This window comes from Streptomyces sp. NPDC020965, from assembly GCF_044333555.1.
Classification (GTDB): domain Bacteria; phylum Actinomycetota; class Actinomycetes; order Streptomycetales; family Streptomycetaceae; genus Streptomyces.
Map to the genome: position 1 here is coordinate 418,549 of NZ_JBIRRE010000001.1, position 24,852 is coordinate 443,400.

21 protein-coding genes are annotated in these 24,852 nt (G+C 69.2%); 5 read left to right on the forward strand and 16 right to left on the reverse strand.

Annotated features, from left to right (window positions below; translation table 11 throughout):
- Window positions 1-278: 278 nt before the first annotated feature.
- From trpD to ACH4S7_RS01855, 5 genes are all read right to left on the reverse strand, one after another.
- Window positions 279-1,343 carry an anthranilate phosphoribosyltransferase gene (trpD, locus tag ACH4S7_RS01835; RefSeq protein WP_398519065.1) on the reverse strand — a complete coding sequence of 355 codons (1,065 nt, stop codon included), beginning with the start codon at window positions 1,341-1,343 and terminating at the stop codon, window positions 279-281.
- Between the two features lie 160 nt (window positions 1,344-1,503).
- Complete coding sequence (locus tag ACH4S7_RS01840; RefSeq protein ID WP_398519066.1) at window positions 1,504-3,144, reverse strand: cytochrome bc complex cytochrome b subunit; 1,641 nt, start codon at window positions 3,142-3,144, stop codon at window positions 1,504-1,506.
- A complete protein-coding gene (locus ACH4S7_RS01845; RefSeq protein ID WP_398519067.1) occupies window positions 3,141-4,220 on the reverse strand; it encodes a Rieske 2Fe-2S domain-containing protein in 1,080 nt (359 codons plus the stop codon). Before ACH4S7_RS01845 ends, ACH4S7_RS01840 begins: the two co-directional genes overlap by 4 nt.
- Window positions 4,217-5,029 carry a c-type cytochrome gene (locus ACH4S7_RS01850; protein ID WP_398519068.1) on the reverse strand — a complete coding sequence of 271 codons (813 nt, stop codon included), beginning with the start codon at window positions 5,027-5,029 and terminating at the stop codon, window positions 4,217-4,219. The genes ACH4S7_RS01845 and ACH4S7_RS01850 overlap by 4 nt, the downstream gene beginning before the upstream one ends.
- A 77-nt stretch (window positions 5,030-5,106) precedes the next feature.
- Entirely contained in the window at window positions 5,107-5,724 is a 618-nt protein-coding gene (locus tag ACH4S7_RS01855; protein ID WP_398519069.1) for a heme-copper oxidase subunit III, read from the reverse strand.
- Between the two features lie 181 nt (window positions 5,725-5,905).
- Between ACH4S7_RS01855 and ACH4S7_RS01860 the strand changes: the two genes are divergently transcribed.
- Entirely contained in the window at window positions 5,906-6,307 is a 402-nt protein-coding gene (locus ACH4S7_RS01860) for a hypothetical protein (RefSeq protein ID WP_398519070.1), read from the forward strand.
- 167 nt (window positions 6,308-6,474) lie between these two features.
- Here the strand turns inward: ACH4S7_RS01860 and ACH4S7_RS01865 are convergent, their stop codons facing one another.
- The 4 genes from ACH4S7_RS01865 to ACH4S7_RS01880 all read right to left on the reverse strand — a co-directional run bounded on the left by ACH4S7_RS01865 (window position 6,475) and on the right by ACH4S7_RS01880 (window position 10,970).
- Entirely contained in the window at window positions 6,475-7,722 is a 1,248-nt protein-coding gene (locus ACH4S7_RS01865; RefSeq protein WP_398519071.1) for an Ig-like domain-containing protein, read from the reverse strand.
- A gap of 151 nt (window positions 7,723-7,873) precedes the next feature.
- Entirely contained in the window at window positions 7,874-8,272 is a 399-nt protein-coding gene (locus ACH4S7_RS01870; RefSeq protein WP_398519072.1) for a cytochrome c oxidase subunit 4, read from the reverse strand.
- The gene (gene ctaD / locus ACH4S7_RS01875) at window positions 8,269-10,008 is read right to left on the reverse strand and encodes a cytochrome c oxidase subunit I (protein ID WP_398519073.1); all 1,740 of its coding nucleotides are present in this window, start codon (window positions 10,006-10,008) and stop codon (window positions 8,269-8,271) included. The genes ACH4S7_RS01870 and ctaD overlap by 4 nt, the downstream gene beginning before the upstream one ends.
- A complete protein-coding gene (locus ACH4S7_RS01880; RefSeq protein WP_398519074.1) occupies window positions 10,005-10,970 on the reverse strand; it encodes a cytochrome c oxidase subunit II in 966 nt (321 codons plus the stop codon). The genes ctaD and ACH4S7_RS01880 overlap by 4 nt, the downstream gene beginning before the upstream one ends.
- Window positions 10,971-11,330: 360 nt before the next feature.
- Here ACH4S7_RS01880 and ACH4S7_RS01885 point away from each other — a divergent pair, with 360 nt between their 5' ends.
- Window positions 11,331-12,770 (forward strand): cysteine desulfurase/sulfurtransferase TusA family protein, encoded by a 1,440-nt coding sequence (locus ACH4S7_RS01885; protein ID WP_398519075.1) that lies wholly within the window; start codon window positions 11,331-11,333, stop codon window positions 12,768-12,770.
- Window positions 12,771-12,891: 121 nt separating this feature from the next.
- On the opposite strand, the gene ACH4S7_RS01890 is transcribed toward ACH4S7_RS01885, so the two are convergent.
- Complete coding sequence (locus ACH4S7_RS01890; protein WP_398519076.1) at window positions 12,892-13,866, reverse strand: carbohydrate kinase family protein; 975 nt, start codon at window positions 13,864-13,866, stop codon at window positions 12,892-12,894.
- Window positions 13,867-13,996: 130 nt separating this feature from the next.
- Between ACH4S7_RS01890 and ACH4S7_RS01895 the strand changes: the two genes are divergently transcribed.
- Entirely contained in the window at window positions 13,997-14,203 is a 207-nt protein-coding gene (locus tag ACH4S7_RS01895) for a hypothetical protein (RefSeq protein WP_398519077.1), read from the forward strand.
- 105 nt (window positions 14,204-14,308) lie between these two features.
- Window positions 14,309-15,796, forward strand: coding sequence for a hypothetical protein (locus tag ACH4S7_RS01900; protein WP_398519078.1), 1,488 nt, complete (start codon window positions 14,309-14,311; stop codon window positions 15,794-15,796).
- A 252-nt stretch (window positions 15,797-16,048) separates the two neighbouring features.
- Here the strand turns inward: ACH4S7_RS01900 and ACH4S7_RS01905 are convergent, their stop codons facing one another.
- On the reverse strand, window positions 16,049-16,405 hold the full coding sequence (locus tag ACH4S7_RS01905; protein WP_398519996.1) for a HesB/IscA family protein: 357 nt from the start codon (window positions 16,403-16,405) through the stop codon (window positions 16,049-16,051).
- A gap of 334 nt (window positions 16,406-16,739) precedes the next feature.
- Between ACH4S7_RS01905 and nadA the strand changes: the two genes are divergently transcribed.
- Window positions 16,740-17,924 (forward strand): quinolinate synthase NadA, encoded by a 1,185-nt coding sequence (gene nadA / locus ACH4S7_RS01910; RefSeq protein ID WP_398519079.1) that lies wholly within the window; start codon window positions 16,740-16,742, stop codon window positions 17,922-17,924.
- A gap of 289 nt (window positions 17,925-18,213) precedes the next feature.
- Here nadA and ACH4S7_RS01915 read toward each other — a convergent pair whose 3' ends face one another.
- The 5 genes from ACH4S7_RS01915 to ACH4S7_RS01935 form a co-directional block, all read right to left on the reverse strand.
- Complete coding sequence (locus tag ACH4S7_RS01915; protein WP_398519080.1) at window positions 18,214-21,348, reverse strand: efflux RND transporter permease subunit; 3,135 nt, start codon at window positions 21,346-21,348, stop codon at window positions 18,214-18,216.
- A 211-nt stretch (window positions 21,349-21,559) separates the two neighbouring features.
- Window positions 21,560-22,246, reverse strand: coding sequence for a response regulator (locus tag ACH4S7_RS01920; RefSeq protein ID WP_398519081.1), 687 nt, complete (start codon window positions 22,244-22,246; stop codon window positions 21,560-21,562).
- Window positions 22,243-23,502 (reverse strand): sensor histidine kinase, encoded by a 1,260-nt coding sequence (locus tag ACH4S7_RS01925; RefSeq protein WP_398519082.1) that lies wholly within the window; start codon window positions 23,500-23,502, stop codon window positions 22,243-22,245. Before ACH4S7_RS01925 ends, ACH4S7_RS01920 begins: the two co-directional genes overlap by 4 nt.
- A gap of 125 nt (window positions 23,503-23,627) precedes the next feature.
- Entirely contained in the window at window positions 23,628-23,915 is a 288-nt protein-coding gene (locus ACH4S7_RS01930) for a hypothetical protein (RefSeq protein ID WP_398519083.1), read from the reverse strand.
- A gap of 46 nt (window positions 23,916-23,961) precedes the next feature.
- Complete coding sequence (locus tag ACH4S7_RS01935; protein ID WP_398519084.1) at window positions 23,962-24,747, reverse strand: PspA/IM30 family protein; 786 nt, start codon at window positions 24,745-24,747, stop codon at window positions 23,962-23,964.
- Window positions 24,748-24,852 lie beyond the last annotated feature (105 nt).

A 24,852-nucleotide genomic window follows, 5' to 3' on the forward strand; every position in this document is an offset into this window, starting at 1 on the left:
GGCGCCCCAGAACCGGGCCGACGAGACAGCACGGCCCGGGTACCCCGTGTGCGCCTCCCGGCCCGGGGCCCCTGTTCCTACTGCCTCCCGAGCCGGAGGGTCCGTCCTCAAACGCCGGACCGGCTGGAATTTGCCACACCTCCGCCACCCGAGGCGCCCCAGAACCGGGCCGACGAGACAGCGCACCATCCCAGCCCGTCCGGCGATTGAGGACGGACCCTTCGGCCAAGGGAGCCGGGGCTACGGGAAGCCCGCACCCCCAACCACCCCGGAGGGGGTCACGCGTTGCTCGCGGCGACCCATCGCGTCAGCGCCGCCCCCGCCGCGCCCGAGTCGATCGAGGCCGCCGCCCGCTCCATGCCCGCCGCCAGGCGTTCGTTCAGCGTGCCGCCGGCCGGCTCCAGCGCCACCAGCGCCGCCGCCGAGTTCAGCAGGACCGCGTCCCGCACCGGCCCCCGCTCGCCGTTCAGCAGGCGGCGGGCCACATCCGCGTTGTAGGACGCGTCCGCACCCCGCAGGGCCGCCACCGGGACGAGGTCGATGCCGAGGTCCCTCGGGTCGAACGCCTCCTCCCGTACCGCGCCGTCCCGTACCACCCAGACCCGGGACGTCGCCGTGGTCGTCAGCTCGTCCAGGCCGTCATCCCCGCGGAACACCAGCGCCGACGAGCCGCGCTCGGCCAGCACCCCCGCCAGGATCGGCGCCATCCGGGCGTCCGCGACGCCGGTGGCCTGGGCCTTCACCCGGGCGGGGTTGGTGAGCGGGCCCAGGAAGTTGAAGGTGGTGCGGATGCCGAGTTCCTTCCGGGCCGCCGCCACGTGCCGCAGCGCCGGGTGGAACTTCACGGCGAAGCAGAAGGTGATCCCGGCCTCCTCCGCGACCTCGGTCACCCGCTGCGGCGTCAGCTCCAGATTGACGCCGAGCTTCTCCAGGACGTCGGAGGCGCCCGACGCGCTGGAGGCCGCGCGGTTGCCGTGCTTGACCACCTTCGTCCCCGTACCGGCGACGACGATCGCGGACATGGTCGAGATGTTCACGGTCTTCGCGCCGTCTCCCCCGGTGCCGACGATGTCGACGCTGGGGCCGGGCACCTCGATCAGGTTCGCGTGCGCGTACATGGTCCGTACGAGACCGGAGATCTCCGCCACGGTCTCGCCCTTGGCGCGCAGGGCGACGGCGAACCCGGCGATCTGCGCGTTCGTCGCCTCGCCGCTGAGGATGCGGTCCATCGCCCACGCGGTGGCGTCCGCGCTCTGGTCGCGATTGTCGAGCAGGGAGTTCAGCACGCCGGGCCAGGAGAGGTCCGCCACGCTGTCGCCGCCAACCGGGGTCACAACGTTCATGGTCCGCTCCAGGGTCCACAAGGCGAGTAGGAAAACCCCACGAGGGGGATACCCCACCCTATCCAGCGCACCGGACAGCGAAGAGCCCCGTCCATCGAATGGACGGGGCTCCCGCTGTGGCGATCTCCCGACAGGGCGGGGTGATCAGGCGGTCAGGCGGTCAGTGGTGACCGTCGCCGCTGGTGATCTCCTTGTACTCCTCCGCCGTGGGCTTGGCGATCTGGTTGCCCGGACCGTAGAAGCCCTTGCTGAGCTTGGCCCGGAGCTTCTGCACCGGACTGATCTTGCGCTTGACACCGTTCTCGTCGACCGCGGGGCCGAGCTCCAGCGGCTGGTACTGCTCGTGCGCCGTGAGCTTGTACAGCTCGCCCTGGCTGAGCGGCTCGTGGACCTCGACGAACTCACCGTGCGGCAGGCGCTTGATGATGCCGGTCTCGCGTCCGTGCAGCACCTTGTCCCGGTCGCGGCGCTGGAGACCCAGACAGATCCGCTTGGTGACGATGAAGGCGATGACCGGTCCGGCGAAGAACGTGATCCGGACGAACCAGGTGATCGTGTTGATCGACAGACTGAAGTGCGTCGCCCAGATGTCGTTACCGCCACCGATGAGCATGACGAAGTACGCCACCAGCCAGGCCACACCGAAGCCGGTACGGGTCGGGGCGTTGCGCGGGCGGTCCAGGATGTGGTGCTCGCGCTTGTCCCCGGTGACCCAGGACTCGATGAACGGCCAGACCGCGATGGCGCCCAGCACCAGCGGGAAGATCGCCAGCGGGATCATCACACCCAGTGCCAGGGTGTGGCCCCAGGCGTTGATCTCCCAGCCCGGCATCACACGGACCAGACCCTCGGCGAAGCCCATGTACCAGTCGGGTTGTGCGCCGGTGGAGACCTGGTCGGCCCGGTAGGGGCCGATCGACCAGACCGGGTTCAGCGTGGCGATGGCGGCCACCACCGAGATGACGCCGAAGACCAGGAAGAAGAAGCCGCCGGCCTTGGCCATGTACACCGGCAGCAGCGGCATACCCACGACGTTCTTGTTCGTCCGGCCGGGGCCCGCGAACTGGGTGTGCTTGTGGTAGAAGACCAGGATCAGGTGGGCCACCAGCAGGCCGAGCATGATGCCGGGCAGCAGCAGGATGTGGATCGAGTAGAACCTGCCCACGAAGTCGTGGCCGGGGAACTCGCCGCCGAACAGGAACATCGAGATGTACGTACCGACGACGGGTACGGACAGGATCGCGCCCTGGGTGAAGCGGACACCGGTGCCGGAGAGCAGGTCGTCCGGGAGCGAGTAACCGGTGAAGCCGGTGAACATGCCCAGGACGAGCAGCAGGAAGCCGAACAGCCAGTTGACCTCGCGCGGCTTGCGGAACGCGCCCGTGAAGAAGACGCGCATCATGTGGACCATCATCGCGGCGACGAAGATCAGCGCGGCCCAGTGGTGGATCTGCCGGATCAGCAGACCGCCACGGACGTCGAAGCTGATGTCCATCGTCGAGGCGTACGCCTCCGAGACCCGCACGCCCTGCATCGGGACGTAGCTGCCGTGGTAAACGACCTCGGTCATCGACGGGTTGAAGAACATCGTCAGATAGACGCCCGTGAGGATGATGATGATGAAGCTGTAGAGGCAGATCTCACCGAGCATGAAGGACCAGTGGTCCGGGAAGATCTTCCGCATATTGGCCTTGGCCAGGGAGTAGATCCCCAGCCGGCCGTCCGCCCAGTCGGCGACCTTCTCACCCGCGGGTGCCTTGCGCCGGGTGTCGGCGCCCTTGGTCTCGGTCGTAGTGCTCATCCGCGCTCCCAGAAGGAAGGACCGACGGGCTCGTCGAAGTCGCCGAGCGCTTCGAGGTTGCCCTCGGCGTTCACACCGATCCGCAGCTGCGGCAGGGCGTGACCGGCGGGGCCGAAGATGACGCGGGCGCCGTCGGAGAGGTCGAAGGTGGACTGGTGGCACGGGCAGAGCACGTGGTGGGTCTGCTGCTCGTACAGGCTGATCGGGCAGCCGACGTGGGTGCAGATCTTCGAGAAGGCCACGATCCCCTCGTGCGACCACTCCAGCTCGCGCTTGTCCTTGATGTCGTCCGGACGGATCCGGACGATCATCAGGGCCGCCTTGGCGATCTGCGACTGGAAGTCGTGGTCGTCACCCTTCAGGCCCTCGGGCTGGGCGAAGACCAGCGACCCGACGGTGATGTCCTCCGGGCGGAGCGGCTCCTGGGTGTTCATGTTGATGAGCATCTTGCCCTTGGCCCAGAGCGTGGTCCTGAGCTTCTTCTCGGGCAGCGGACCGAGGTCGCGCAGCAGCACCACACCGGAGAGCGGGACCAGCGCCAGCGCACCGAACATGGTGTTGCGGACCAGCTTGCGCCGGCCGAAGCCGGACTCCTCGTTGCCGGCCGCCCAGTCGGCGAGCACCTTGGCCTTGACCTCGGGCTCGGCCTCGATGGGGTGCCGCTCGTCGGCGATCTCCAGGTCGGACATCAGGGTGCGGGCCCAGTGGACCGCGCCGGCGCCGATGAAGAACAGGGCCGCGCCGAGCGTGAGACCCAGCGAGAAGTTCAGCGCGCTCACCCGGCCGAAGGGCCAGATGTAGACGAGCTTCTCGACGGGGAAGGCCACGAAGCAGGCGATGAACGCGATCGTGGACAGCATCGAGAGCGTGAACAGGAAGGCGACCGTGCGCTCGGAGCGCTTGGCGGCCCGCTCGTCGATGTCCTGGATACGCGGCTTGTGGACCGGCAGTCCCGGGTCGGCGAACGGATCGTCGTCCGCACGCTGGGCGACGGCGGTGTTTCCGTGCCCTGCCGCGCCGTGCGCGGCGGCCTGCTCTGACGGCAGGTTCTCTTCTGGAATGTCTTGGCTACTCATGACTTCTTGGCCTTAGCGGTGTGGGCCGCGACCCAGACGGCGACTGCGATGAGCGTCCCCAGGCCGAAGATCCAAGCGAACAGACCCTCACTGACGGGACCGAGACCGCCCAACCTCAGACCGCCGGGGTTCGACGCCACCTTGGGGTCGTTCATGGTCTCGACGTAGGCGATGATGTCGCGCTTCTCCTGCTGCGGCATCACGCCGTCGGGGTAGGAGGGCATGTTCTGCGGGCCGGTCTGCATGGCCTCGTAGATGTGCTTGGCGCTCACGCCCTCCAGGGTGGGGGCGTACTTGCCGTTCGTCAGGGCGCCGCCCTTACCGGTGAAGTTGTGGCACTGGGCGCAGTTGGTACGGAACAGGTCACCGCCGTTGGCGATGTCCGCGCCCTTGGGGCTGTACTGGGCCTCGGTCGGCGTGATCGGACCCGCGCCCAGCGAGGCGACGTACGCGGCGAGCTGGTCGATCTCGGCGTTCGTGTAGATGTTCTTCTTCTTCGGCACCTGGGCGCCGGGCTGCTGGGCCGGCATACGGCCGGTGCCGACCTGGAAGTCGACGGCGGCTGAGCCGACACCGACCACGCTCGGGCCGTCAGTGGTTCCCTGACCGCCGGTTCCGTGGCAGCTAGCGCAGCCGACGGTGTAGAGCTTCTTGCCCTCCTCGATGGCGAGGGACTGGGCGGTTTCTTCGGCCTGTGCCTTGTCCGCGGGTGCGAACGCGGCGTACAGCCCCCCAGTGGCCGCCAGCGCGAGAAGTAGGACGACGACCGCCGCCAGCGGATGGCGTCGTCGTGCGGAGAGCTTTTTCACGGATTACCCCGGTGTCAGGATTTTCTGCGTCGATGCTGCTGGACTGTGTCTGCTTCGGGCACGGGGTGCCCGCGCCGTTACTTGATCATGTAGATCGTGGCGAAGAGGCCGATCCAGACGACATCGACGAAGTGCCAGTAGTAGGACACGACGATGGCGGCGGTTGCCTGCTCATGGGTGAATCTCCTGGCCGCGTAGGTCCGGCCCAGGACCAGGAGGAAGGCGATGAGACCGCCCGCCACGTGCAGTCCGTGGAAGCCGGTGGTCAGGTAGAACACCGAGCCGTACGGGTCCGACGAGATGGAGAGCCCGTGCTGGACCAGTTCGGTGTACTCGTACACCTGGCCGCCGACGAACACGGAGCCCATGATGAACGTGATGATGAACCACGTACGGAGCTTCTTCACGTCGCCGCGCTCGGCGGCGAATACGCCGAGCTGACAGGTGAGGGAAGAGAGCACCAGGATCGTGGTGTTGGTCGCCGAGAACGGGAAGTTCAGAAGGCCGGCCTTCTCTGACCAGAACTCGGCACCCGTTACCGATCGCAGGGTGAAGTACATCGCGAAGAGGGCCGCGAAGAACATCAGCTCGGAACTCAACCAGATGATGGTTCCGACGCTGGTGAGGTTCGGCCGATTGACCGACGGGTGCGCGTGCCCGGTTTCTACTGTCGTTGCTGTCGCCACGACCGACATTATGTCGGTCGCTTATCCCGCCCTCACTCCGGGGGGTGCCGTTCGGTGTGTCAGTGGCCTGTGTCCAGCCCGAACGGCCCATCGTCAGGGCGCCCGAACCGCTGTTTACCGACAGGTGGAGCGAGTAGCATCCGGCGCGTCGGTACTTGATCCGACGACCGATCGACGACGCGGAGGAACGATGCAGCCGACCGCCACCGTGCTGGTCTACAGCGATGACGCCAACACTCGCGAACAGGTGCGGCTGGCCTCCGGGCGCAGGCCAGCGGCCGATGTGCCCCCGGTCGAGTTCATCGAGTGCGCCACCCTCCCTGCCGTGCTGAAGCGGCTGGAGGAGGGCGGTGTGGACGTCTGTGTGCTGGACGGCGAGACGGTGCCCGCTGGTGGGATGGGTGTCTGCCGGCAGATCAAGGACGAGATTTTCGACTGCCCGCCCGTGTTGCTGCTGATCGGGCGACCCCAGGACGCCTGGCTCGCCACCTGGAGCCGCGCGGAGGCCGCTGTGACGCTGCCGGTGGACCCGGTGGACTTCGCGGCGGCACTGGCCACCCTGCTGCGCGGGAGGCTCTCTGTGGGGGCCTGAGTGGCTCCTGTGCCGCAGGTGAACGGACGAGCGCGCGTGTCCCCGGGGCCTTCCCGCCCCGGGGACACGCGCGTTTCCGGTGTTTGCGGTGTTTGCAGTGCTCCCGGTGGACCGGGGCGGGCGGCGGTTCACCAGTACGGGTACGAGTACGGAGCCCGGCAGTTGCCCTAGAAGCGGGGGCGCAGTCGGGCCGCGTCGGCGGGGCCGCTGCCGTCCCTGACCCCGGCCACCAGCGCGCTGCCCTTGCGCCAGTCCTCCCAGGACAGGTTCCAGTCGCCGTAGCCGTTGCCGAAGGCGTCCATGTCCTCGCCGTAGCTGTTGACGACATGGACGAGGTCGCCCTCGCGCACGGTCTCGTAGAACCAGGCCGCGTTGCCCGTGGACATGCCGGTGCAGCCGTGGCTGACGTTCGCGTACCCGTGCGAGCCGATCGACCACGGTGCGGCGTGCACGTACTCGCCGCTCCAGGTGACCCGGGTGGCGTAGTAGACCGGCAGGTCGTACGCCTCCGAGCCGCCGATGCCGACGCTGGAGCCCCGCATCCGCACGAAGTACTCCTTGCCGAGCACCACCTTGACGCCGTTGCGGGTGGAGAAGCCGGGCTTCCCGGTGGTCACCGGAATGGTATTGATCACTTCTCCGTTGCGTTTGACCGTCATGTAGTGGGAAGAGGCGTCGGTGATGGCCTCGACACGGTCGCCGATGGAGACGCTCAGGGGCTTGGACGCGCCGCCGTAGAGCTGGTTGGAGATCTTGACGCCCTGGAGGTTGCTGGAGGCGCGGACGGTCGCGCCGGTCGGCCAGTAGTCCTTGGGCCGGAAGTGCAGGTTCTCGTCGTCGACCCAGTGCCAGGCGCCCTCGACGCCGGGTTTGGAGTCCACCTTGAGCGCGCGTTCGACGACCGCCCTGGCCTTTTTGTCGGCGACGGGCATGCTGAGCACCGCGATCAGGGGCTGGCCCACGCCGTAGGTGCCCGCCTCCGGGCCGAAGTCGACCGTCAGCAGCCTCTTGGCCGCGGCGGTCTCGAACAGCAGCGTACGGGTGCCGGGGGCGCCGTCCTTGTTCTCCGTGGCCACCCGTGCCGTGTACTTCGCGCCGGCCGACAGTGAGCCCGTGGAGCGCCACAGGCTGCCGTCGGCGGACAGCTCACCCCCCAGGTGGTGGCCCGAGTCGTCGACGACCGTCACATCGGTGATCCGGCCCTCGTCACCCTTGACGGTGACTTCCAGGGGCTTGTCGGGATTGGCCTTCACGGCGCCCTTGGGGGTGTTGAAGACGACCTGCTCGGCCGCGTCGAAGGGACGGGTGGAGAGCGGATGGGTGGCGGATTCGCCGCACGCGGTCGCGACCGCCCCGAAGGCGAGGGCCAGCAGGGTGCAGCGGAGAACAGTGCTGTAGCGCGGCGTCTGGTTCATAAGCACACGCTATGAAGATCCGCTCATCATGGCGCGCTGGACGACTGCAAATGGGCGGGGCCCGGCTCCCCCCTCCTGAGTGAACCTCAGGGGTGAGGGGAGCCGGGCCCGTGCCGGAGATGAGCCCCCGGCTGGAGTCCTGCGGGTGGTGCTACTGGTTCTGGTTCTCACCGCGGTAGTACTCGAACACCCAACCGAAGATTCCGATCAGGATGAGCGGCGCGGAGAAGTAGATCAGCCACCAGCCGACCGCCACACCGAGGAACGCCAACGCTCCACCGGTGGCGAGCAGCAGCGGCTGCCAGCTGTGCGGGGCGAAGAACCCCAGCTCGCCGGCCTCGTCCGCGACATCGGCCTCCAGATCGTCCTGGGCCATGGCGTCCACGCGCTTGGCCGTGAAGGCCAGGTAGTAGCCGACCATGATGCTCAGCCCGAAGGCCATGAAGAGCGCGGTGGTACCGACCGGCTCCTTCGACCACACGCCGTAGAGGATGGCCACGACGAGGATGAAGAAGCTCAGCCAGAGGAACATCTTTCCCTGGATCTTCACTTGCCGGCCTCCTTCCCAAGGGTGAGGGACTTGTCGACTTCGCCACGGTTTTCGAGCTGGTCGACGGCCGCGATCTCAGGGTGGTGCAGATCGAAGGCCGGGGATTCCGAGCGGATGCGCGGCAGGGTGAGGAAGTTATGCCGCGGCGGCGGGCAGGACGTCGCCCATTCGAGCGAACGACCATAACCCCACGGGTCGTCGACCTCGATCTTCTTTCCGTACTTCGCGGTCTTCCAGACGTTGTAGAAGAACGGCAGTACGGAAGCGCCGAGAACGAACGAACTGATCGTGGAGATGGTGTTCAGCGCGGTGAAACCGTCGGCGTCCAGATAGTCCGCGTAACGACGCGCCATACCTTCGGTACCCAGCCAGTGCTGCACCAGGAATGTGCCGTGGAATCCGACGAACAGCGTCCAGAACGTCATCTTGCCAAGCCGCTCGTCCAGCATCTTGCCCGTGAACTTCGGCCACCAGAAATGGAAACCGGCGAACATCGCGAAGACCACGGTGCCGAAGACGACGTAGTGGAAGTGGGCGACGACGAAGTACGAGTCCGAGACGTGGAAGTCCATCGGCGGCGAAGCCAGGATGACACCGGTCAGACCACCGAAGGTGAAGGTGATCAAGAAGCCGATCGTCCAGAGCATCGGTGTCTCGAAGGACAGTGAGCCCTTCCACATGGTGCCGATCCAGTTGAAGAACTTCACACCGGTCGGTACCGCGATCAGGAAGGTCATGAAGGAGAAGAACGGCAGTAGCACGCCACCGGTGACATACATGTGGTGCGCCCACACCGTCACCGAGAGACCGGCGATGGCGATCGTCGCGCCGACCAGGCCCATGTAGCCGAACATCGGCTTACGGCTGAAGACCGGGATGATCTCGGAGACGATGCCGAAGAACGGCAAGGCGATGATGTACACCTCTGGATGGCCGAAGAACCAGAAGAGGTGTTGCCACAGCAGCGCGCCACCGTTGGCCGAGTCGAAGATATGTGCGCCGAATTTCCGATCCGCCTCCAGCGCGAAGAGCGCGGCGGCGAGTACCGGGAAGGCGAGCAGGACCAGCACACCGGTCAGCAGCACGTTCCAGGTGAAGATCGGCATCCGGAACATCGTCATGCCGGGCGCGCGCATGCAGATGATCGTGGTGATGAAGTTGACCGAACCGAGGATCGTGCCGAAGCCGGAGAAGGCCAGGCCCATGATCCACATATCGGCGCCGACACCCGGCGAGCGGACCTCGTCCGACAGCGGGGAGTAGGCGAACCAGCCGAAGTCGGCGGCGCCCTGCGGGGTGAGGAAGCCGGCCACCGCGATGAGCGAGCCGAACAGGTAGAGCCAGTAGGCGAACATGTTCAGCCGCGGGAACGCCACATCGGGCGCGCCGATCTGAAGCGGCATGATCCAGTTCGCGAAACCGGCGAACAGCGGGGTGGCGAACATCAGCAGCATGATCGTGCCATGCATGGTGAACGCCTGGTTGAACTGCTCGTTCGACATGATCTGCGTGCCCGGACGGGCCAGCTCGGCGCGCATGAAGAGCGCCATCACCCCGCCGATACAGAAGAAGACGAACGACGTGACCAGGTAGAGCGTGCCGATGGTCTTGTGGTCGGTGGTGGTCAGCCACTTCACCACCACATTGCCGGGCTGCTTGCGCCGTACCGGCAGCTCGTTCTCGTACGAGTCGTCAGCTGCTGCGGCGGCACCCTGGGATTCGTTGAGGATGCTCACAGTTGGTTCTTCTCCGCATTCCTGGCCGGGTCCGTCTGCGCGATGCCCGACGGGATGTAGCCGGTCTGCCCCTTCTCGGCCAGCTCCTTCAGGTGCTGCTGGTAACGCTCCGGGGAGACGATCTTGACGTTGAAGAGCATCCGGGAGTGGTCGACACCGCAGAGCTCGGCGCACTTGCCCATGTAAGTGCCCTCCCGTGAGGGGGTCACCTCGAAGGCGTTGGTGTGGGCCGGGAAGACGTCCTGCTTGAAGAGGAAGGGAACCGCCCAGAACGAGTGGATCGTGTCCCGGGAGGTCAGGATGAAGCGGACCTTCTCCCCCTTCGGCAGCCACAGCGTGGGGCCGGGGTTGCCGTTCTGCGGATTCCGGGTACCGGGGATACCGGCGTCATACACGCCGCCGGCGTTCGCCGGGAACTTCTTGATGAACCGGTCCGGAATCGCCTGCAGGTTCTTGTCGGTCTTCGCGTCACCCTTCACACCGGGGACGTTCTCGATGTAGTTGAAGCCCCAGCTCCACTGGTAGCCGACCACGTTGATCGTGTGGGTCGGCTTGTCGGAGAGCGCGAGGAGCTTGGACTCGTCACGGGCCGTGAAGTAGAAGAGCACCGAAACGATGATGAGAGGGACCACGGTGTACAGGGCCTCGATGGGCATGTTGTACCGGGTCTGCGGAGGGACCTCCACCTTGCTGCGGCTGCGCCGGTGGAAGAAGACACTCCACAGGATCAGACCCCACACCAGCACGCCCGTGACGAGCGCGGCCGCCCAGGAGCCCTGCCAGAGGGAGAGAATCCTCGGCGCCTCCTCCGTGACGGGGGTGGGCATACCAAGGCGGGGGAAATCCTTGTATGTGTATTCGCAACCGGTGGCGGTCGCCAGGATCAGTCCCGCAGTCAGCACCTGCGGCAGCTTCCGCCGCATCGGGCGCCGCGACGAGCGGTCGGAGCCGTTGGGACTCACGTAGCGCCTTCCCGAGAGTCTCGGCCCGCGCGACGGGCTGCGGCCGTCTCGCTGGTCGGTCGCCGGCCCTGACGCGGGCAGGGGTTTGGATGTTTATGCGGACCAAACCCTACTGGACGCTATTTGGGGTCGCGCGGGGAGGGTGCCCAACGCGCCGTCCGACACCCCGAAGGGGTGGAATCCCCCTGGAAAACACCCGGTTTCCAGCGGGAATCCGTTCTGAAATCCGCGCGCAATCGGCGGCGCGTCGCACCGCGATCCGCCGTTCGCGCCACCCCCGAGAACGGCGACCGGCCGAAGTCGGCGCGGACGGGAGGGGTTCGCGCGCTCCCCTGAGCGGACACGGCCTAACGTGGCGGGATGCCTTACTTCGACGCCGCTTCCACTGCGCCCCTGCACCCCGTGGCCAAGCAGGCCCTGCACGCCGCCCTGGATGACGGGTGGGCCGACCCCGCCAGGCTCTACCGCGAGGGCCGGCGCGCCAGGCTGCTCCTGGACGCGGCACGGGAGGCGGCGGCCGAGGCGGTCGGCTGCCGTCCCGACGAACTCTTCTTCACCCCTTCGGGGACGCGCGCGGTGCACCTCGGGGTGGCGGGCGCGCTCGCGGGCCGCCGGCGTGTCGGCCGCCATCTGGTCGTGTCGGCGGTTGAGCACTCCTCGGTGCTGCACGCGGCGGAGTTCGGCGTGGCGGGCGCGGTCGGCCCCAGCGGGAGCGGCGGGAGCCGTGCGGGCGCCGGTGAGCCGGGGGCGGCGGTGACCGAGGTGCCGGTGGACCGGTTCGGCCGGGTCGCCGTCCCCGGCTTCGCGGAGGCGCTCCGCGCGGACACCGCGCTCGCCTGCCTCCAGTCCGCCAACCACGAGGTGGGCACCGAACAGCCGGTCGCCGAGATCGCCGCGGCCTGCCGGGCGGCAGGGGTGCCGCTGCTGGTGGACGCGGCGCAGTCACTCGGCTGGGGGCTGGTGTCCGGCGACTGGTCCCTCCTCACCGCCAGTGCCCATAAATGGGGCGGACCGGCCGGTGTCGGGCTGCTGGCCGTCCGCAAGGGCGTGCGGTTCGCCCCCCAAGGTCCCCTGGACGAGCGAGAGTCGGGCCGGTCAGCGGGGTTCGAGAACCTGCCGGCGATCGTCGCGGCAGCGGCCTCCCTCCGGGCGGTACGCGCGGACGCGGCCGTCGAGGCGGCCCGGCTGCGCGGCCTGGTCGACCGGATCCGCGCCCGGGTGCCGGAACTGGTCCCCGATGTGGAGGTGGTGGGCGACCCGCTGCACCGCCTCCCCCACCTGGTCACCTTCTCGTGTCTCTATGTCGACGGCGAATCGCTGCTGCACGAGCTGGACCGGGCGGGCTTCTCGGTCTCCTCGGGCTCGTCGTGCACCTCCAGCACCCTGACGCCCAGCCATGTGCTGCGCGCGATGGGGGTGCTGAGCGAGGGGAACGTACGGGTGTCGCTGCCGGTGGGTACCGCGGACGCGGATGTGGACCGCTTCCTGGCGCTGCTGCCGGAGGTGGTGTCCTCGGTACGGCAGCGGCTGGGCGCCCCGACGGCCGCCGTCCCGGCCGCCGCGGCCGGGGATCCGTCGTCCCTGGTGGTGGACACGCTGGGGAAGCGGTGTCCGATCCCGGTGATCGAACTGGCGAAGGTGATCGGCACCGTCCCGGTGGGCGGCACCGTGCGGGTGCTCTCGGACGACGAGGCGGCCCGGCTGGACATCCCGGCGTGGTGCGGGATGCGGGAGCAGGAGTACGTGGGCGAGGAGGCGGTCACCGGGGGCGTGGCGTACACGGTCCGGCGGCGGGTGTAGCCCCCGCCTGGCCCCGATCATGGCGAGGCGGTCCGGCCGGGAGCACCGGGCGGCGAGCTCCGGCCCGGAGCGCCGGGCAGGCGGGTTTCCCGGCCCGCCCGGCGCTGGGGGGAGAGCGTGGTCAGGCGAGGTGGGTCTTGACCTCGGCGCCCGCTTCGTCGCCGTACGCCTTCGTGAAGCGCTCCATGAAGTGCGCCCTGCGGAGGGTGTACTCCTGGGTGCCGAGCGTCTCGATCACCAGGGTCGCCAGCATGCAGCCCACCTGCGCCGCGCGCTCCAGGCTCACGCCCCACGACAGCCCCGACAGGAAGCCCGCGCGGAACGCGTCGCCGACGCCGGTGGGGTCGACCTTCGCCTCCTCGTCCGGGCAGCCGACCTCGATCGGGTCCTCGCCCGTCCGCTCGATACGGACACCGCGGGCCCCGAGCGTGGTGATCCGGTGGCCGACCCGGCCGAGGATCTCCTCGTCCGTCCACCCCGTCTTGGACTCGATGAGCCCCTTCTCGTACTCGTTGGAGAACAGATAGGTGGCGCCGTCCAGGAGTATCCGGATTTCGTCGCCGTTCATCCGCGCGATCTGCTGCGAGAAGTCGGCGGCGAACGGGATACCGCGCGAGCGGCACTCCTCGGTGTGCCGGAGCATCCCCTCCGGGTCGTCCGCGCCGATCAGGACGAGGTCCAGGCCACCGACGCGCTCGGCGACGGAGTGCAGCTCGATCAGCCGGGCCTCGCTCATCGCGCCGGTGTAGAAGGAGCCGAGCTGGTTGTGGTCCGCGTCGGTGGTGCAGACGAAGCGCGCGGTGTGCAGGACGTCCGAGATCCGGACCGACTCGGTGTCCACGCCGTGGCGGTCGAGCCAGGCGCGGTACTCGTCGAAGTCGGCTCCGGCCGCGCCCACGAGGATCGGCCCGGTGCCCAGCTGGCCCATACCGAAGCAGATGTTCGCCCCGACACCGCCCCTGCGCACATTGAGGGTGTCCACGAGGAAGGAGAGGGAGATCGTGTGCAACTGGTCCGCGACCAGCTGATCGGCGAAACGACCCGGGAAGGTCATCAGGTGGTCGGTTGCGATGGAGCCGGTGACTGCGATTCGCACGGCGAGGCGCTCCTGTGGCAGGGGGGCGTTGACGCTTAACGCTATACGGTCGGGACCGTCGAGCCGATAGCCAGAAACTACCCGATAGTAGGTCTTTTCCCACTTGCTTCCTGCTGCGTACGGTGCGGATATGACGAAGAACCGCACCACCCGCGCCCCGCGCGAGTCCGATTTCACCCTGGCCCAGCTCCGCGGTGACTGCGTCCGGATGGCTCCGCACTGGTCGGTGCCGGCGGCCTCCGTCCCCTCCCCCGTACCGCCGTCCCGCATTCACGGCGTGGTGGTGCCGGCCTCCTCCGCCCGGCTCGTGGACGGCATGTCCAGCTACGGCGGCTGACCCGGGCGACCGGGAGCACACCGCCCGCCAGGGGGAACCGCGTACGCCCGCGCTCCGTCCCACCGGTACTCCCGTACGGGGGTGCCGACGACAAGGAGCGACGCGGTGAGCGATACGGAGAGCACGCACGACGGCGCACGCCGCCGACGGATCCCACTCATCGCCGGCGTCGTGGCGTTCGCGGTGATCGCGGGCGGCGGCGCGACCCTGATCGCGACGGCGGGGGGCGGCGGAGACGACGGAGACGGTGGGAGCGCGGCGGCCAAGAGCGTCGCGCGGGACGGTGACGCACCGCCGCCGCGGCTCTCGGTGGAGTGGAAGAAGGCCGGTGAGCGGGGCATCGCGCCCGGCGAACCGGCGCCATCCGGTGGCGCCGTCTATGTGGCCGGGGGCGAGCTGCCCGACGCACCGGAGCGGGCGGCCGTGTATCGGGCGGCGGGCGAGGTCACGGCGGCGCGGGTGGCCCGGCTCGGGAAGGCGCTCGGCCTCCCGGGCGCCCCGGAGGCGGACGGCGCGTACTGGCGGATCGGCGGCGGCGGGGACGGCTCGGACCCGGTGCTGCGGGTCAGCAGGCAGGCGCCCGGGGCCTGGACGTTCAGCGCGTACGGAGGGCCACGGACGGGCGATCACTGTCTGAAGGGCACGACCTGCCCCCCGGGCGAGGCCCTCCCCTTCTTCCCGCCGCCGGGCGCGGCCTCCGACGCCGTGAGCGCGGCCGACGCGGCGCAGGCCGCCGCCCCCGTGCTGAGGGACCTCGGGCTGGCCGGTGCCGCGCGGGACACCGGGACGGTGCGGGGCAGCAACCGTACGGTGCGGGTCGATCTAACGGTGGACGATCTGCCGGTGGCCGGCTGGAACACGTCCATCGAGGTGGCCAAGGGCGGCCGGATCGCCCTCGGCCGGGGGACACTGGCGCCCTTCGCCAAGGGCCACGCCTACCCGGTGCTCTCCGCCCGGGAGGTGATCGACCGGAAGAACGAGGCCGTCCGGATCAGCGGCACCGCACCGGTGCCGGCCTGTGCCACCGCCGTACCGCTGGCGGGCGAGGTCAAGCCCGCGCCCTGCGGACCCGGCGAGGGGGCGGGCAAGCCGGCGCCGCCCGCCCGGATGGTGATCACCGAGGCGGTCTTCGGGCTCGCCCCGATGACGGTGGAGGGGGCGCAGGCCCTCGTACCGTCGTGGCTGTTCCGGGTGGACCCCGACAACAGTCCGACAGCCTTCCACCTGCCCGAGATCGCGGTCGACCCGGCCCATCTGGAGCAGGCACCGCCGCCGGAGAAACTCCGGCCGAGTGTGCCGCCGACGGAGCCGGCCGCGCCGTCGGGCGGCCCCCGGGTGCGCGCGTACGCCACCGACGGCAGGACGGTGACGCTCACCTTCGAGGGCGGCGGGTGCTCCGACTACCGGGCGACGGCGACGGAGAGCGGCGACGAGGTGTCGGTCCGGGTGATCGAACCGGCCCCCGATCCGGACACGGTCTGCGCCGCGGTGGCGCTCACGCTGCGGGAGACGGTGACGCTCCGGAAGCCGCTGGGCGACCGCGGGGTCGTCGACGCGGGGACGGGCGAGGCGGTCCCGCTCAGCCGGAGCTGAACACCTTCCGCGCCCGGGTGCGGCGGGCGGGCGGCGCGGGTGTACGGGTGCGGTGGGCCGGCGTGCGACGGGTGCGGCGGGCGCCCGCAGGTGTACGGGTACGGGTAGGGCGGGCGCGGATGCCCAGGACCGACAACGGACAGGACCGACAACGGACAGGACGGACGCGGGTACGACGGAGGCGGCGATCCCCCCGTGGGACCGCCGCCTCCGTCTGTCATCCGTCGCCGATCGGCCGGGCGCCGGCCGGGATCAGTTGAAGGAGTCGCCGCAGGCGCAGGAGCCCGTGGCGTTGGGGTTGTCGATGGTGAAGCCCTGCTTCTCGATGGTGTCGACGAAATCGATGGAGGCGCCGCCCAGGTAGGGGGCGCTCATCCGGTCGGTGACGACCTTGACGCCGTCGAAGTCCTTGACGACATCGCCGTCGAGCGAACGCTCGTCGAAGAAGAGCTGGTACCGCAGGCCGGAGCAGCCACCGGGCTGAACGGCGACGCGGAGCGCGAGGTCTTCCCGGCCTTCCTGGTCCAGCAGGGCCTTGACCTTGCCCGCCGCGGCGTCAGAAAGGAGGATGCCGTCGTTCACGGTGGTGGTCTCGTCCGATACGGACATCTGCTTCATCACTCCCGGGATGGGGTCTCCCCACCTGAGGCAGGGGAAGTACGGAGACTGCTTGGCGACCATTGCAACCGGCACGATCGCGGATTCATTCCGGACCGCCGGGCAGTCTTTCCCCTTCATGCTCGCACACCGCACCGAGTGGCGGCACGGGGCTGTGGACAAGGCGGATCCCCGGGGGACAACGGGATCCGTCGGACGGGCCCCGACCCATCGGGGGGTGCGTCACATCGACACTATGGCCGTCGTCAAAGTGACATTAACCGGTTATCATAGATAACGTCAAATAGACGAGAAGGTCCCCGGTGAAAGAAAGGGTGTGTGTGGCGTGACCACCGCCCAAGCCCCTACGGAGTCGCTCGACGTACAGCCGACGCCGCTCGCCCTGCTGCTGCTCGGCCGCGAGGCCGACCCCCGGAGCGAGCGCGGAGTGGAGTGCCCCGGCGATCTGCCGTCCCCGTCCGACCCGAATCTCGTGGCCCGCGCCCGCGCGGCCAAGGAGAAGCTCGGAAACAAGGTCTTCGTCCTGGGCCACCACTACCAGCGCGACGAGGTCATCCAGTTCGCCGATGTCACCGGCGACTCCTTCAAGCTGGCCAAGGACGCGGCGGCCCGGCCGGAGGCCGAGTACATCGTCTTCTGCGGTGTCCACTTCATGGCGGAGTCCGCGGACATCCTCACCTCGGACGACCAGCGGGTCGTCCTGCCCGACCTCGCGGCCGGCTGCTCAATGGCCGATATGGCCACCGCCGAGCAGGTCGCCGAGTGCTGGGACGTGCTGACCGAGGCGGGCATAGCCGAGCGGGTCGTCCCCGTCTCGTACATGAACTCCTCCGCCGACATCAAGGCGTTCACCGGCAAGCACGGTGGCACCATCTGCACCTCGTCCAACGCCAAGCGGGCGCTGGACTGGGCCTTCGAACAGGGCGAGCAGGTGCTCTTCCTGCCGGACCAGCACCTCGGCCGCAACACCGCCGTACGGGACCTGGGCATGTCGCTCGACGACTGTGTGCTCTACAACCCGCACAAGCCGGGCGGCGGACTCACCGTCGAACAGCTACGCGCCGCCAAGATGATCCTCTGGCGCGGGCACTGCTCGGTGCACGGCCGCTTCTCGGTGGAGTCCGTGGACGACGTACGGGCCCGCATTCCGGGTGTCAACGTCCTGGTGCACCCCGAGTGCAAGCACGAGGTCGTCGCCGCGGCGGACCAGGTCGGCTCGACCGAGTACATCATCAAGGCCCTCGACGCGGCTCCGGCCGGTTCGAAGTGGGCGATCGGCACCGAGCTGAATCTGGTGCGCCGCCTCGCCAAGGCACACCCCGACAAGGAGGTCGTCTTCCTCGACAAGACGGTCTGCTTCTGTTCCACCATGAATCGGATCGACCTGCCGCACCTGGTGTGGACGCTGGAGTCGCTGGCCGAGGGCAATCTGGTCAACCGCATCCAGGTCGACTCGGAGACGGAGAGCTTCGCCAAGCTGGCACTGGAGCGGATGCTCGCGCTGCCGTAGCGGCGGAATCCCTCTCTGCGGGCTCTTCGGGCTCCTCGGGGCGCCCCGGTCACCACGACCGGGGCGCCCCTTGTGCGCGGGCCTCGCGGTGCTGGCGGGCCGGCGCCCGGTGCGCGGACCGTGCCGTACGGGACGGAGGGGCACAGCACGGCGGGACTCCGCCCGCCGCCCTGGGCCCCCGGAGGACAGGCTTCGTCGTGACGCACGAACGCCCGGCCCGGGGCCCCCGAAGGGTCCCCGGGCCGGGCGTGTTCCGTGCGGTGGCACGGGTCGGCCGGAGCCGGACGGATCAGACGCTGGCCGGGGCCTGGCGGCCCGAGCCCTGCGGGCCGACCCCGCCGCCCGCCTTCCGGGCGCGCTTCGCCGCCTTCTTGGCCGCGCGGCGCTCCTTGCGCAGCTCCACCATCGCGTACAGCGTCGGCACCAGCAGCAGCGTCAGCAGCGTCGAGGAGATCAGACCGCCGATCACCACCACGGCCAGCGGTTTGGCGATGAAACCGCCCTGGCCCGTGATGCCCAGGGCCATCGGGAGCAGGGCGAAGATCGTCGCCAGGGCCGTCATCAGGATCGGGCGCAGCCGGTGACGACCGCCCTCGATCACCGACTCGATCACCCCGAGGCCCTGTGCGCGGTACTGGTTGATCAGGTCGATCAGCACGATCGCGTTGGTGACCACGATGCCGATGAGCATCAGCATGCCGATCATCGCCGGGACACCCATCGCGGTGTCCGTGGCGACCAGCAGACCGATCGCGCCGGTCGCCGCGAACGGGATGGAGACCAGCAGGATCAGCGGCTGCACCAGCGAGCGGAAGGTGGCGACCAGCAGCATGAAGACCAGTGCGATGGCGGCCAGCATGGCCAGCGCCAACGAGCCGAACGCCTCGTCCTGGTCCTCCGACACACCGCCGATGGAGGCGGTGGCGCCGTCCGGCAGATCCAGCGACTTGATCTTGGACTGGAGGTCCGAGCTGACCGCGCCGGTGTTGTCACCGATCGGCTTGGCGGTCACCGTGGCGGCCCGGGAACCGTCGATCCGGGTCATGGAGACCGGCGCCGGGGCCAGCCGCACATCGGCGATATCGGTGAGCTTGGACCCGCCCACGGTCAGGTTCCGCAGCTCCGCCAGGGTCTTGGCGGGCTTGGCGGGGGTGACCAGCACATCACGCTCGGTGTCACCGAGGATCGCCTTGCCGGAGGGGGTGCCCCGGACGGCCTGGCCGACGGCCATGCCCAGCGTGCTCTCGTTGAAGCCGGCCGCGGCGGCCTTGGTGTTCGCCTTGACGGAGATCCGCGGGATGCTCTGCGCGAGGTCGCTCTGGACGTCGGTGACGTCGTCCAGACCGGCGACCTCCTTACGGACCGCCTCGGCCGCCTGGCGCAGGACGGCCGGGTCGGCCGCCTTGACCACGACGCTCAGGTCCTGGCCGCCGAAGCCGTCGCCCGCGGCGATGCTGGTGTCGCCGACGCCGTCGAGCTTCTCCAGTTCGTCGTCGATCCGGTCGCGCGTCTTCTCGTAGTCCGCGGAGTTCTTCAGGGTGAGCTGGTACGACGCCTGGTTGGCGCCCGTGCCACCGCCGAAGGCCGCCATGAAGCCGGTGGAGCCCACGGTGACCTGGTAGTTCTTGACCTCGTCCACGCCGTCGAGCACCTTCTCGACCTTCCGCGCGGCGGCGTCGGCGGCCTCCAGGCTGGTGCCGGCGGGCAGCTCCTGCTTGATGGACATGACGTCCTGCTCGCCCTGGTCGAAGAAGTTCGTCTTCAGCAGTCCGGCCATGCCGACGGTGCCGGCGAGCACGACGACCGCGAGGACGACACTGGTGATCCGTCGCCGGGTGGCGAAGCGGAGCACCGGGACGTACATACGCTGGAGGGGACTGCGCTCCTCCTTCTCCTCCGCGATGCGGCGCGCCTGCGCCGGGTCCAGTCCACGGACCGCCTTCGGCGGGTGCAGGAACCAGAACGAGAGCACCGGGACCACGGTGAGCGAGACGAGCAGCGAGGCCAGCAGGGCGGCGGTGACGGTCAGCGAGAACGAGCCGAACAGCTCGCCGATCATGCCGCCGACCAGGCCGATCGGCAGGAACACGGCGACGGTCGTCAGCGTCGACGCGGTGACCGCCCCGGCCACCTCCTTGACCGCGGTGAGGATCGCGCTCTTCCGCTCCTCGCCGTAGCCGAGGTGCCGCTTGATGTTCTCCAGCACCACGATCGAGTCGTCCACGACCCGTCCGATGGCGATGGTGAGCGCGCCCAGCGTGAGCATGTTGAGCGACAGGTCGCGGGTCCAGAGCACGATCAGCGCGAGGACGACCGAGAGGGGGATGGAGACCGCGGTGACCAGGGTGGAGCGCAGGGAGGCCAGGAAGACCAGGATCACGATCACGGCGAAGAGCAGACCGAGCGCGCCCTCGGTGGTCAGACCGGAGATCGACTTCTCTACGGCCGGTCCCTGGTCGGAGACGACGGTCACGTCGGCGCCTTCGCCGAGGTCCTTGCGCATGTCGGACAGCTCGTCCTGGACCGCCTTGGAGATGGTCACGGCGCTGCCGTCGTTGTCCATCGTGGCGACGACGGCGAGGCTCGGCTTGCCGTTGGTACGGGTGAGGGAGACGGCGGTGGCCGGCGTCTGCTTCACGGTGGCGATGTCACCGACGCGCACGGGCGCGCCGGTGGCGGGCGGTGCCGGGGCGACCCGCAGTTCCTCGATCTGCTTCAGGCTGGTCCAGCCGCCGCCGACCTGGACCGTACGGCTCTTGCCGTCCTCGCTGAAGGAGCCGGCCGGTACGGTCGCGCCGCCCGCCTTGAGCGCCTCGGCGAGGGCCGCGGCGTTCAGCCCCGCGTCGGCCAGCTTCTTGTCGTCGGGGGTGACGGAGACCTGGACGTCGCGTACCCCGTCGATGTTGACCTGGTTGACGCCGTCGATGCCCTCCAGGGTGGGGACGACGGTGCGCTCCAGCTCGTCGGCGAGCGTCTGCTGGTCCTTGTCGGAGGTGACGGCGAGGACGACGGTGGGGATGTCGTCCGTCGAGCCGAAGACGACCTCCGGGTCGACGTCGTCGGGGAGCCACGCGCGGGAACGGTTCACGGCCTGCTGCACATCGGCGACGAGCTGCTTGGTGCCCTCGCCGTAGGTGAAGCTGGCCATGATGACGGCGTTGCCCTCGCTCGCCGTGGAGGTGATGCCGTCGATGCCGTCGACGTTCTCGATGGAGCTTTCGAGGGGCTCGATGACCTGCTTCTCGATCACCTCGGGGGAGGCGCCCTCGTAGGGGGCGATCACCGACACCATCGGGAGTTCGATGGTGGGCAGCAACTGCTGCTTCAGTTGGGGGATGGCGATCGCGCCGAAGACGATCGCCACGATCGAGATCAGTGCTATCAGGGCACGTTGCGACAGGCTGAATTTCGACAGCCAGGACATGGGGTCTCTCTTCGTATGGCTTGCGCGGCAGGCGTGGCGTGCGGCAAGCCGGATGGCGACCCCCTGGCCGGGAGGCCGGCGTCCGCCTCGCCGGAGGGCTGAGTCCGGTGCCCGCTTATACGATCAACCATGCGGAGGGGCGGCCCGTCGCCCCCAGGTCCCGTTTCCTTATCTCACGCATACCGCGTCTGGAGTAGGCGTGCCGACGGGCTCACTCCACCCGTGGGCGTACCAGCCCGGATTCATAGGCGGTGACGACCAGTTGGGCGCGGTCGCGGGCGCCCAGTTTCGCCATCGCCCGGTTCACATGGGTCTTGACGGTGAGCGGGCTGACTTCCAGCCGTTCGGCGATCTCGTCGTTGGAGTGGCCCCCGGCGACGAGGACGAGGACCTCGCGTTCGCGAACGGTGAGGGCGGCGAGCCGTTCGGAGTACCCGGCGGCGCGACCGCTCGCGTCCGGATCCCCGCCCTGGGCGAGGAAGGTGGCGATCAGGCCCTTGGTGGCGACGGGTGAGAGCAGGGCCTCGCCGGCTGCGGCGATCCGGATGGCGTTGAGCAGTTCCTCCGGTTCGGCGCCCTTGCCGAGGAACCCGGAGGCGCCCGCGCGCAGCGACTGGACGACGTACTCGTCCACCTCGAAGGTGGTCAGCATGACCACCCGTACATGCGCGAGTTCCGGATCGGCGCTGATCATGCGGGTGGCGGCGAGCCCGTCCGTACCGGGCATCCGGATGTCCATCAGGACCACGTCGGCCCGCTCCGAGCGGGCGAGCGCGACCGCCTCGGCGCCGTCCGCCGCCTCGCCGACCACCTGCATATCGAGCTCGGAGTCCACCAGGACCCGGAACGCGCTCCGCAGCAGTGTCTGGTCGTCGGCGAGCAGCACCCTGATCGTCATCTGTCCTCCCCCGTACGTGCCGTGAGGGGCAGTATCGCCTGCACCCGGAAGCCGCCTCCGTATCGGGGGCCCGCGCTGAGCCGGCCGCCGAGCGCACCGACCCGTTCGCGCATCCCGAGCAGACCGTGGCCGCCCTCCGGTTCGGCGGGCCGGCCGCCGGCGGGGGCGTCCGGCAGGGCGGCGCAGGGTTCCGGTTCCACGCCGTTGTCGATGACCGTGACCTCCAGGGTCCGGCCGACGCGGATCACGCTCACCTCGGCCTTGGCGTCCTGGCCGGCGTGCTTGCGCACATTGGTCAGCGCCTCCTGGATGATCCGGTACGCGGCGAGGTCGACGGCGGCGGGCGGCCGGGAGCCCGCGTCGGCGCGGGCCACCTCGACCGGCAGGCCCGCCTGCCGGAAGGTGGTGACCAGTTCATCGAGCACATCGAGGCCGGGGGCCGGTTCGGTGGGGGCCTCCGGGTCGCCGGACTGGCGCAGCAGTCCGACCGTGGCCCGTAGCTCGTTGAGCGCCGAGCGGCTGGCCTCGCGGACGTGCGCGAGGGCCTCCTTGGCCTGGTCGGGCCGTTTGTCCATGACGTGGGCCGCGACCCCGGCCTGCACATTGACCAGGGCGATGTGGTGGGCGACCACATCGTGGAGATCGCGGGCGATCCGCAGCCGCTCCTCGGCCACCCGGCGCCTGGCCTCCTCGTCACGGGTCCGCTCGGCGCGGTCGGCGCGCTCCCTGATGGCGTCGACGAAGGCGCGGCGGCTCCGGACGGCGTCCCCCGCGGCGGCTGCCATGCCGGTCCAGGCGAAGATGCCGAGGTTCTCCTGGGTGTACCAGGGGGTGGCGCCGAAGAACATCGCGGTGCCGGTGAGACCGGTCATGGTGAGCAGGCCGACCCGCCAGGTGGTGGGCCGGTCGGTGCGGGACGCGACGGTGTAGAGGGCGATCACGGAGCCCATCGCCACCGGGGCCGACGGGTCGCCGAAGCTCAGCTCGATGACGGCGAGCACGCTGGTGAAGACCAGGACGGCCATCGCGTTGCGGCGGCGGAAGACGAGCGCGGCGGCGACCAGGACCATCAGCACCACACTGCGGGCGTCGGGGGTGCGGGTGCCGAACTCCGGTCCGTGCGGGCCGTTCGGATCGGCGAAGGATCCGACGGTCATGCTGACCAGTACCGTCACGGCGAGGGCGCCGTCGAGCGCCAGGGGGTGCTCGCGGAGCCAGCTCTGGGTGCGGGCGAACCCGGAGGCGAGTGTGGTCACGTCGGGCAAGGTTACGGCGTGTCGCGCCCGGACGGCCGGGGTCCGGCGTCATGACGCCATCCGGACGCACCGCCGCCCCGCCCGGAGGTTCCCGGGCGGGGCGGCGGTGGTGTTGGAGTGCGTGGTCAGGCGGGGGCTTCCGGGATCAGGCCGTTGTCGCCGAGCATCTCCCGGACATCCTCCAGACTCGCGTCCGGAGCCGGGAGAATCAGCTCGGACGGCTCCAGGGAGTCGTCCGGAAGCGGCTCGCCGAGGTCGCGAACCCGCTCCAGAAGGGTGCCGAGGGTCCGGCGGAAGCCGGCTTCGTCACCCCGCTCCATCTCGGCGAGCAGTTCGTCGTCGAGCTTGTTCAGGCCGGCGAAGTGGCTGTCCGCCAGCTTCACCTGACCCTCCCCCATGATCCGTACGATCATGACGAATCCCTACCACTCCGTTGTCCGTCCGGCCTGCTGGTGGTCACTACTTGTCGAAATTGGGGCGGGAGTGGTTCTGCCCCGGCGCGGCGTTGCCGCCCTCGATGGCCGGCTGGGATGCGGTGGGACCACCCGCCAGCTCGGCCTTCATCCGCTGGAGCTCCAGCTCTACATCAGTACCACCGGAGATCCGGTCCAGCTCGGCGGCGATATCGTCCTTCGCCATGCCGGACGGGTCGTCCAGCGCTCCGGAGGCGAGCAGCTCGTCGAGGGCACCGGCCCTGGCCTGGAGCTGGGCCGTCTTGTCCTCGGCCCGCTGGATCGCGAGGCCGACATCGCCCATCTCCTCCGAGATGCCGGAGAACGCCTCTCCGATGCGGGTCTGGGCCTGCGCGGCGGTGTAGGTGGCCTTGATGGTCTCCTTCTTCGTTCGGAAGGCGTCGACCTTGGCCTGAAGCCGCTGGGCCGCGAGGGTGAGCTTCTCCTCCTCACCCTGCAAGGTCTGGTGCTGCGTCTCCAAATCGCTGACCTGCTGCTGCAGGGCGGCGCGACGGGAGAGCGCCTCACGGGCCAGATCCTCCCGGCCGAGCGCCAGCGCCTTGCGGCCCTGGTCCTCCAGCTTGGAGGACTGCCCCTGCAACTGATTGAGCTGCAACTCCAGCCGCTTGCGGGAGGTCGCCACATCGGCGACTCCCCTGCGCACCTTCTGGAGCAGCTCAAGCTGCTTCTGGTACGAGTAATCGAGGGTCTCGCGCGGATCCTCGGCCCGGTCAAGGGCCTTGTTTGCCTTCGCGCGGAAGATCATCCCCATACGCTTCATGACACCGCTCATGGGCTTCGCGCGCCCCCTTCTGACGGACTACAGCTCCAGCACTCCAACAGAACCCACAGTACGGGCCCTGCATCCATTACCGCACTGTTCCAGCACGGATGCGCT

Excerpts from the sequence above, each read along its gene's own strand:
- ACH4S7_RS01860 (WP_398519070.1), top strand. The coding sequence starts at position 5,906 with ATGCAGCCGACCGCCACCGTGCTGGTCTACAGCGATGACGCCAACACT.
- ACH4S7_RS01895 (WP_398519077.1), top strand. The coding sequence starts at position 13,997 with ATGACGAAGAACCGCACCACCCGCGCCCCGCGCGAGTCCGATTTCACC.
- ACH4S7_RS01930 (WP_398519083.1), bottom strand. The coding sequence starts at position 23,915 with ATGATCGTACGGATCATGGGGGAGGGTCAGGTGAAGCTGGCGGACAGC.
- ACH4S7_RS01905 (WP_398519996.1), bottom strand. The coding sequence starts at position 16,405 with ATGTCCGTATCGGACGAGACCACCACCGTGAACGACGGCATCCTCCTT.
- ACH4S7_RS01885 (WP_398519075.1), top strand. The coding sequence starts at position 11,331 with ATGCCTTACTTCGACGCCGCTTCCACTGCGCCCCTGCACCCCGTGGCC.
- ACH4S7_RS01935 (WP_398519084.1), bottom strand. The coding sequence starts at position 24,747 with ATGAGCGGTGTCATGAAGCGTATGGGGATGATCTTCCGCGCGAAGGCA.
- ACH4S7_RS01855 (WP_398519069.1), bottom strand. The coding sequence starts at position 5,724 with ATGTCGGTCGTGGCGACAGCAACGACAGTAGAAACCGGGCACGCGCAC.
- ACH4S7_RS01915 (WP_398519080.1), bottom strand. The coding sequence starts at position 21,348 with ATGTCCTGGCTGTCGAAATTCAGCCTGTCGCAACGTGCCCTGATAGCA.
- trpD (WP_398519065.1), bottom strand. The coding sequence starts at position 1,343 with ATGAACGTTGTGACCCCGGTTGGCGGCGACAGCGTGGCGGACCTCTCC.
- ACH4S7_RS01920 (WP_398519081.1), bottom strand. The coding sequence starts at position 22,246 with ATGACGATCAGGGTGCTGCTCGCCGACGACCAGACACTGCTGCGGAGC.
- ACH4S7_RS01840 (WP_398519066.1), bottom strand. The coding sequence starts at position 3,144 with ATGAGCACTACGACCGAGACCAAGGGCGCCGACACCCGGCGCAAGGCA.
- ACH4S7_RS01865 (WP_398519071.1), bottom strand. The coding sequence starts at position 7,722 with ATGAACCAGACGCCGCGCTACAGCACTGTTCTCCGCTGCACCCTGCTG.
- ACH4S7_RS01845 (WP_398519067.1), bottom strand. The coding sequence starts at position 4,220 with ATGAGTAGCCAAGACATTCCAGAAGAGAACCTGCCGTCAGAGCAGGCC.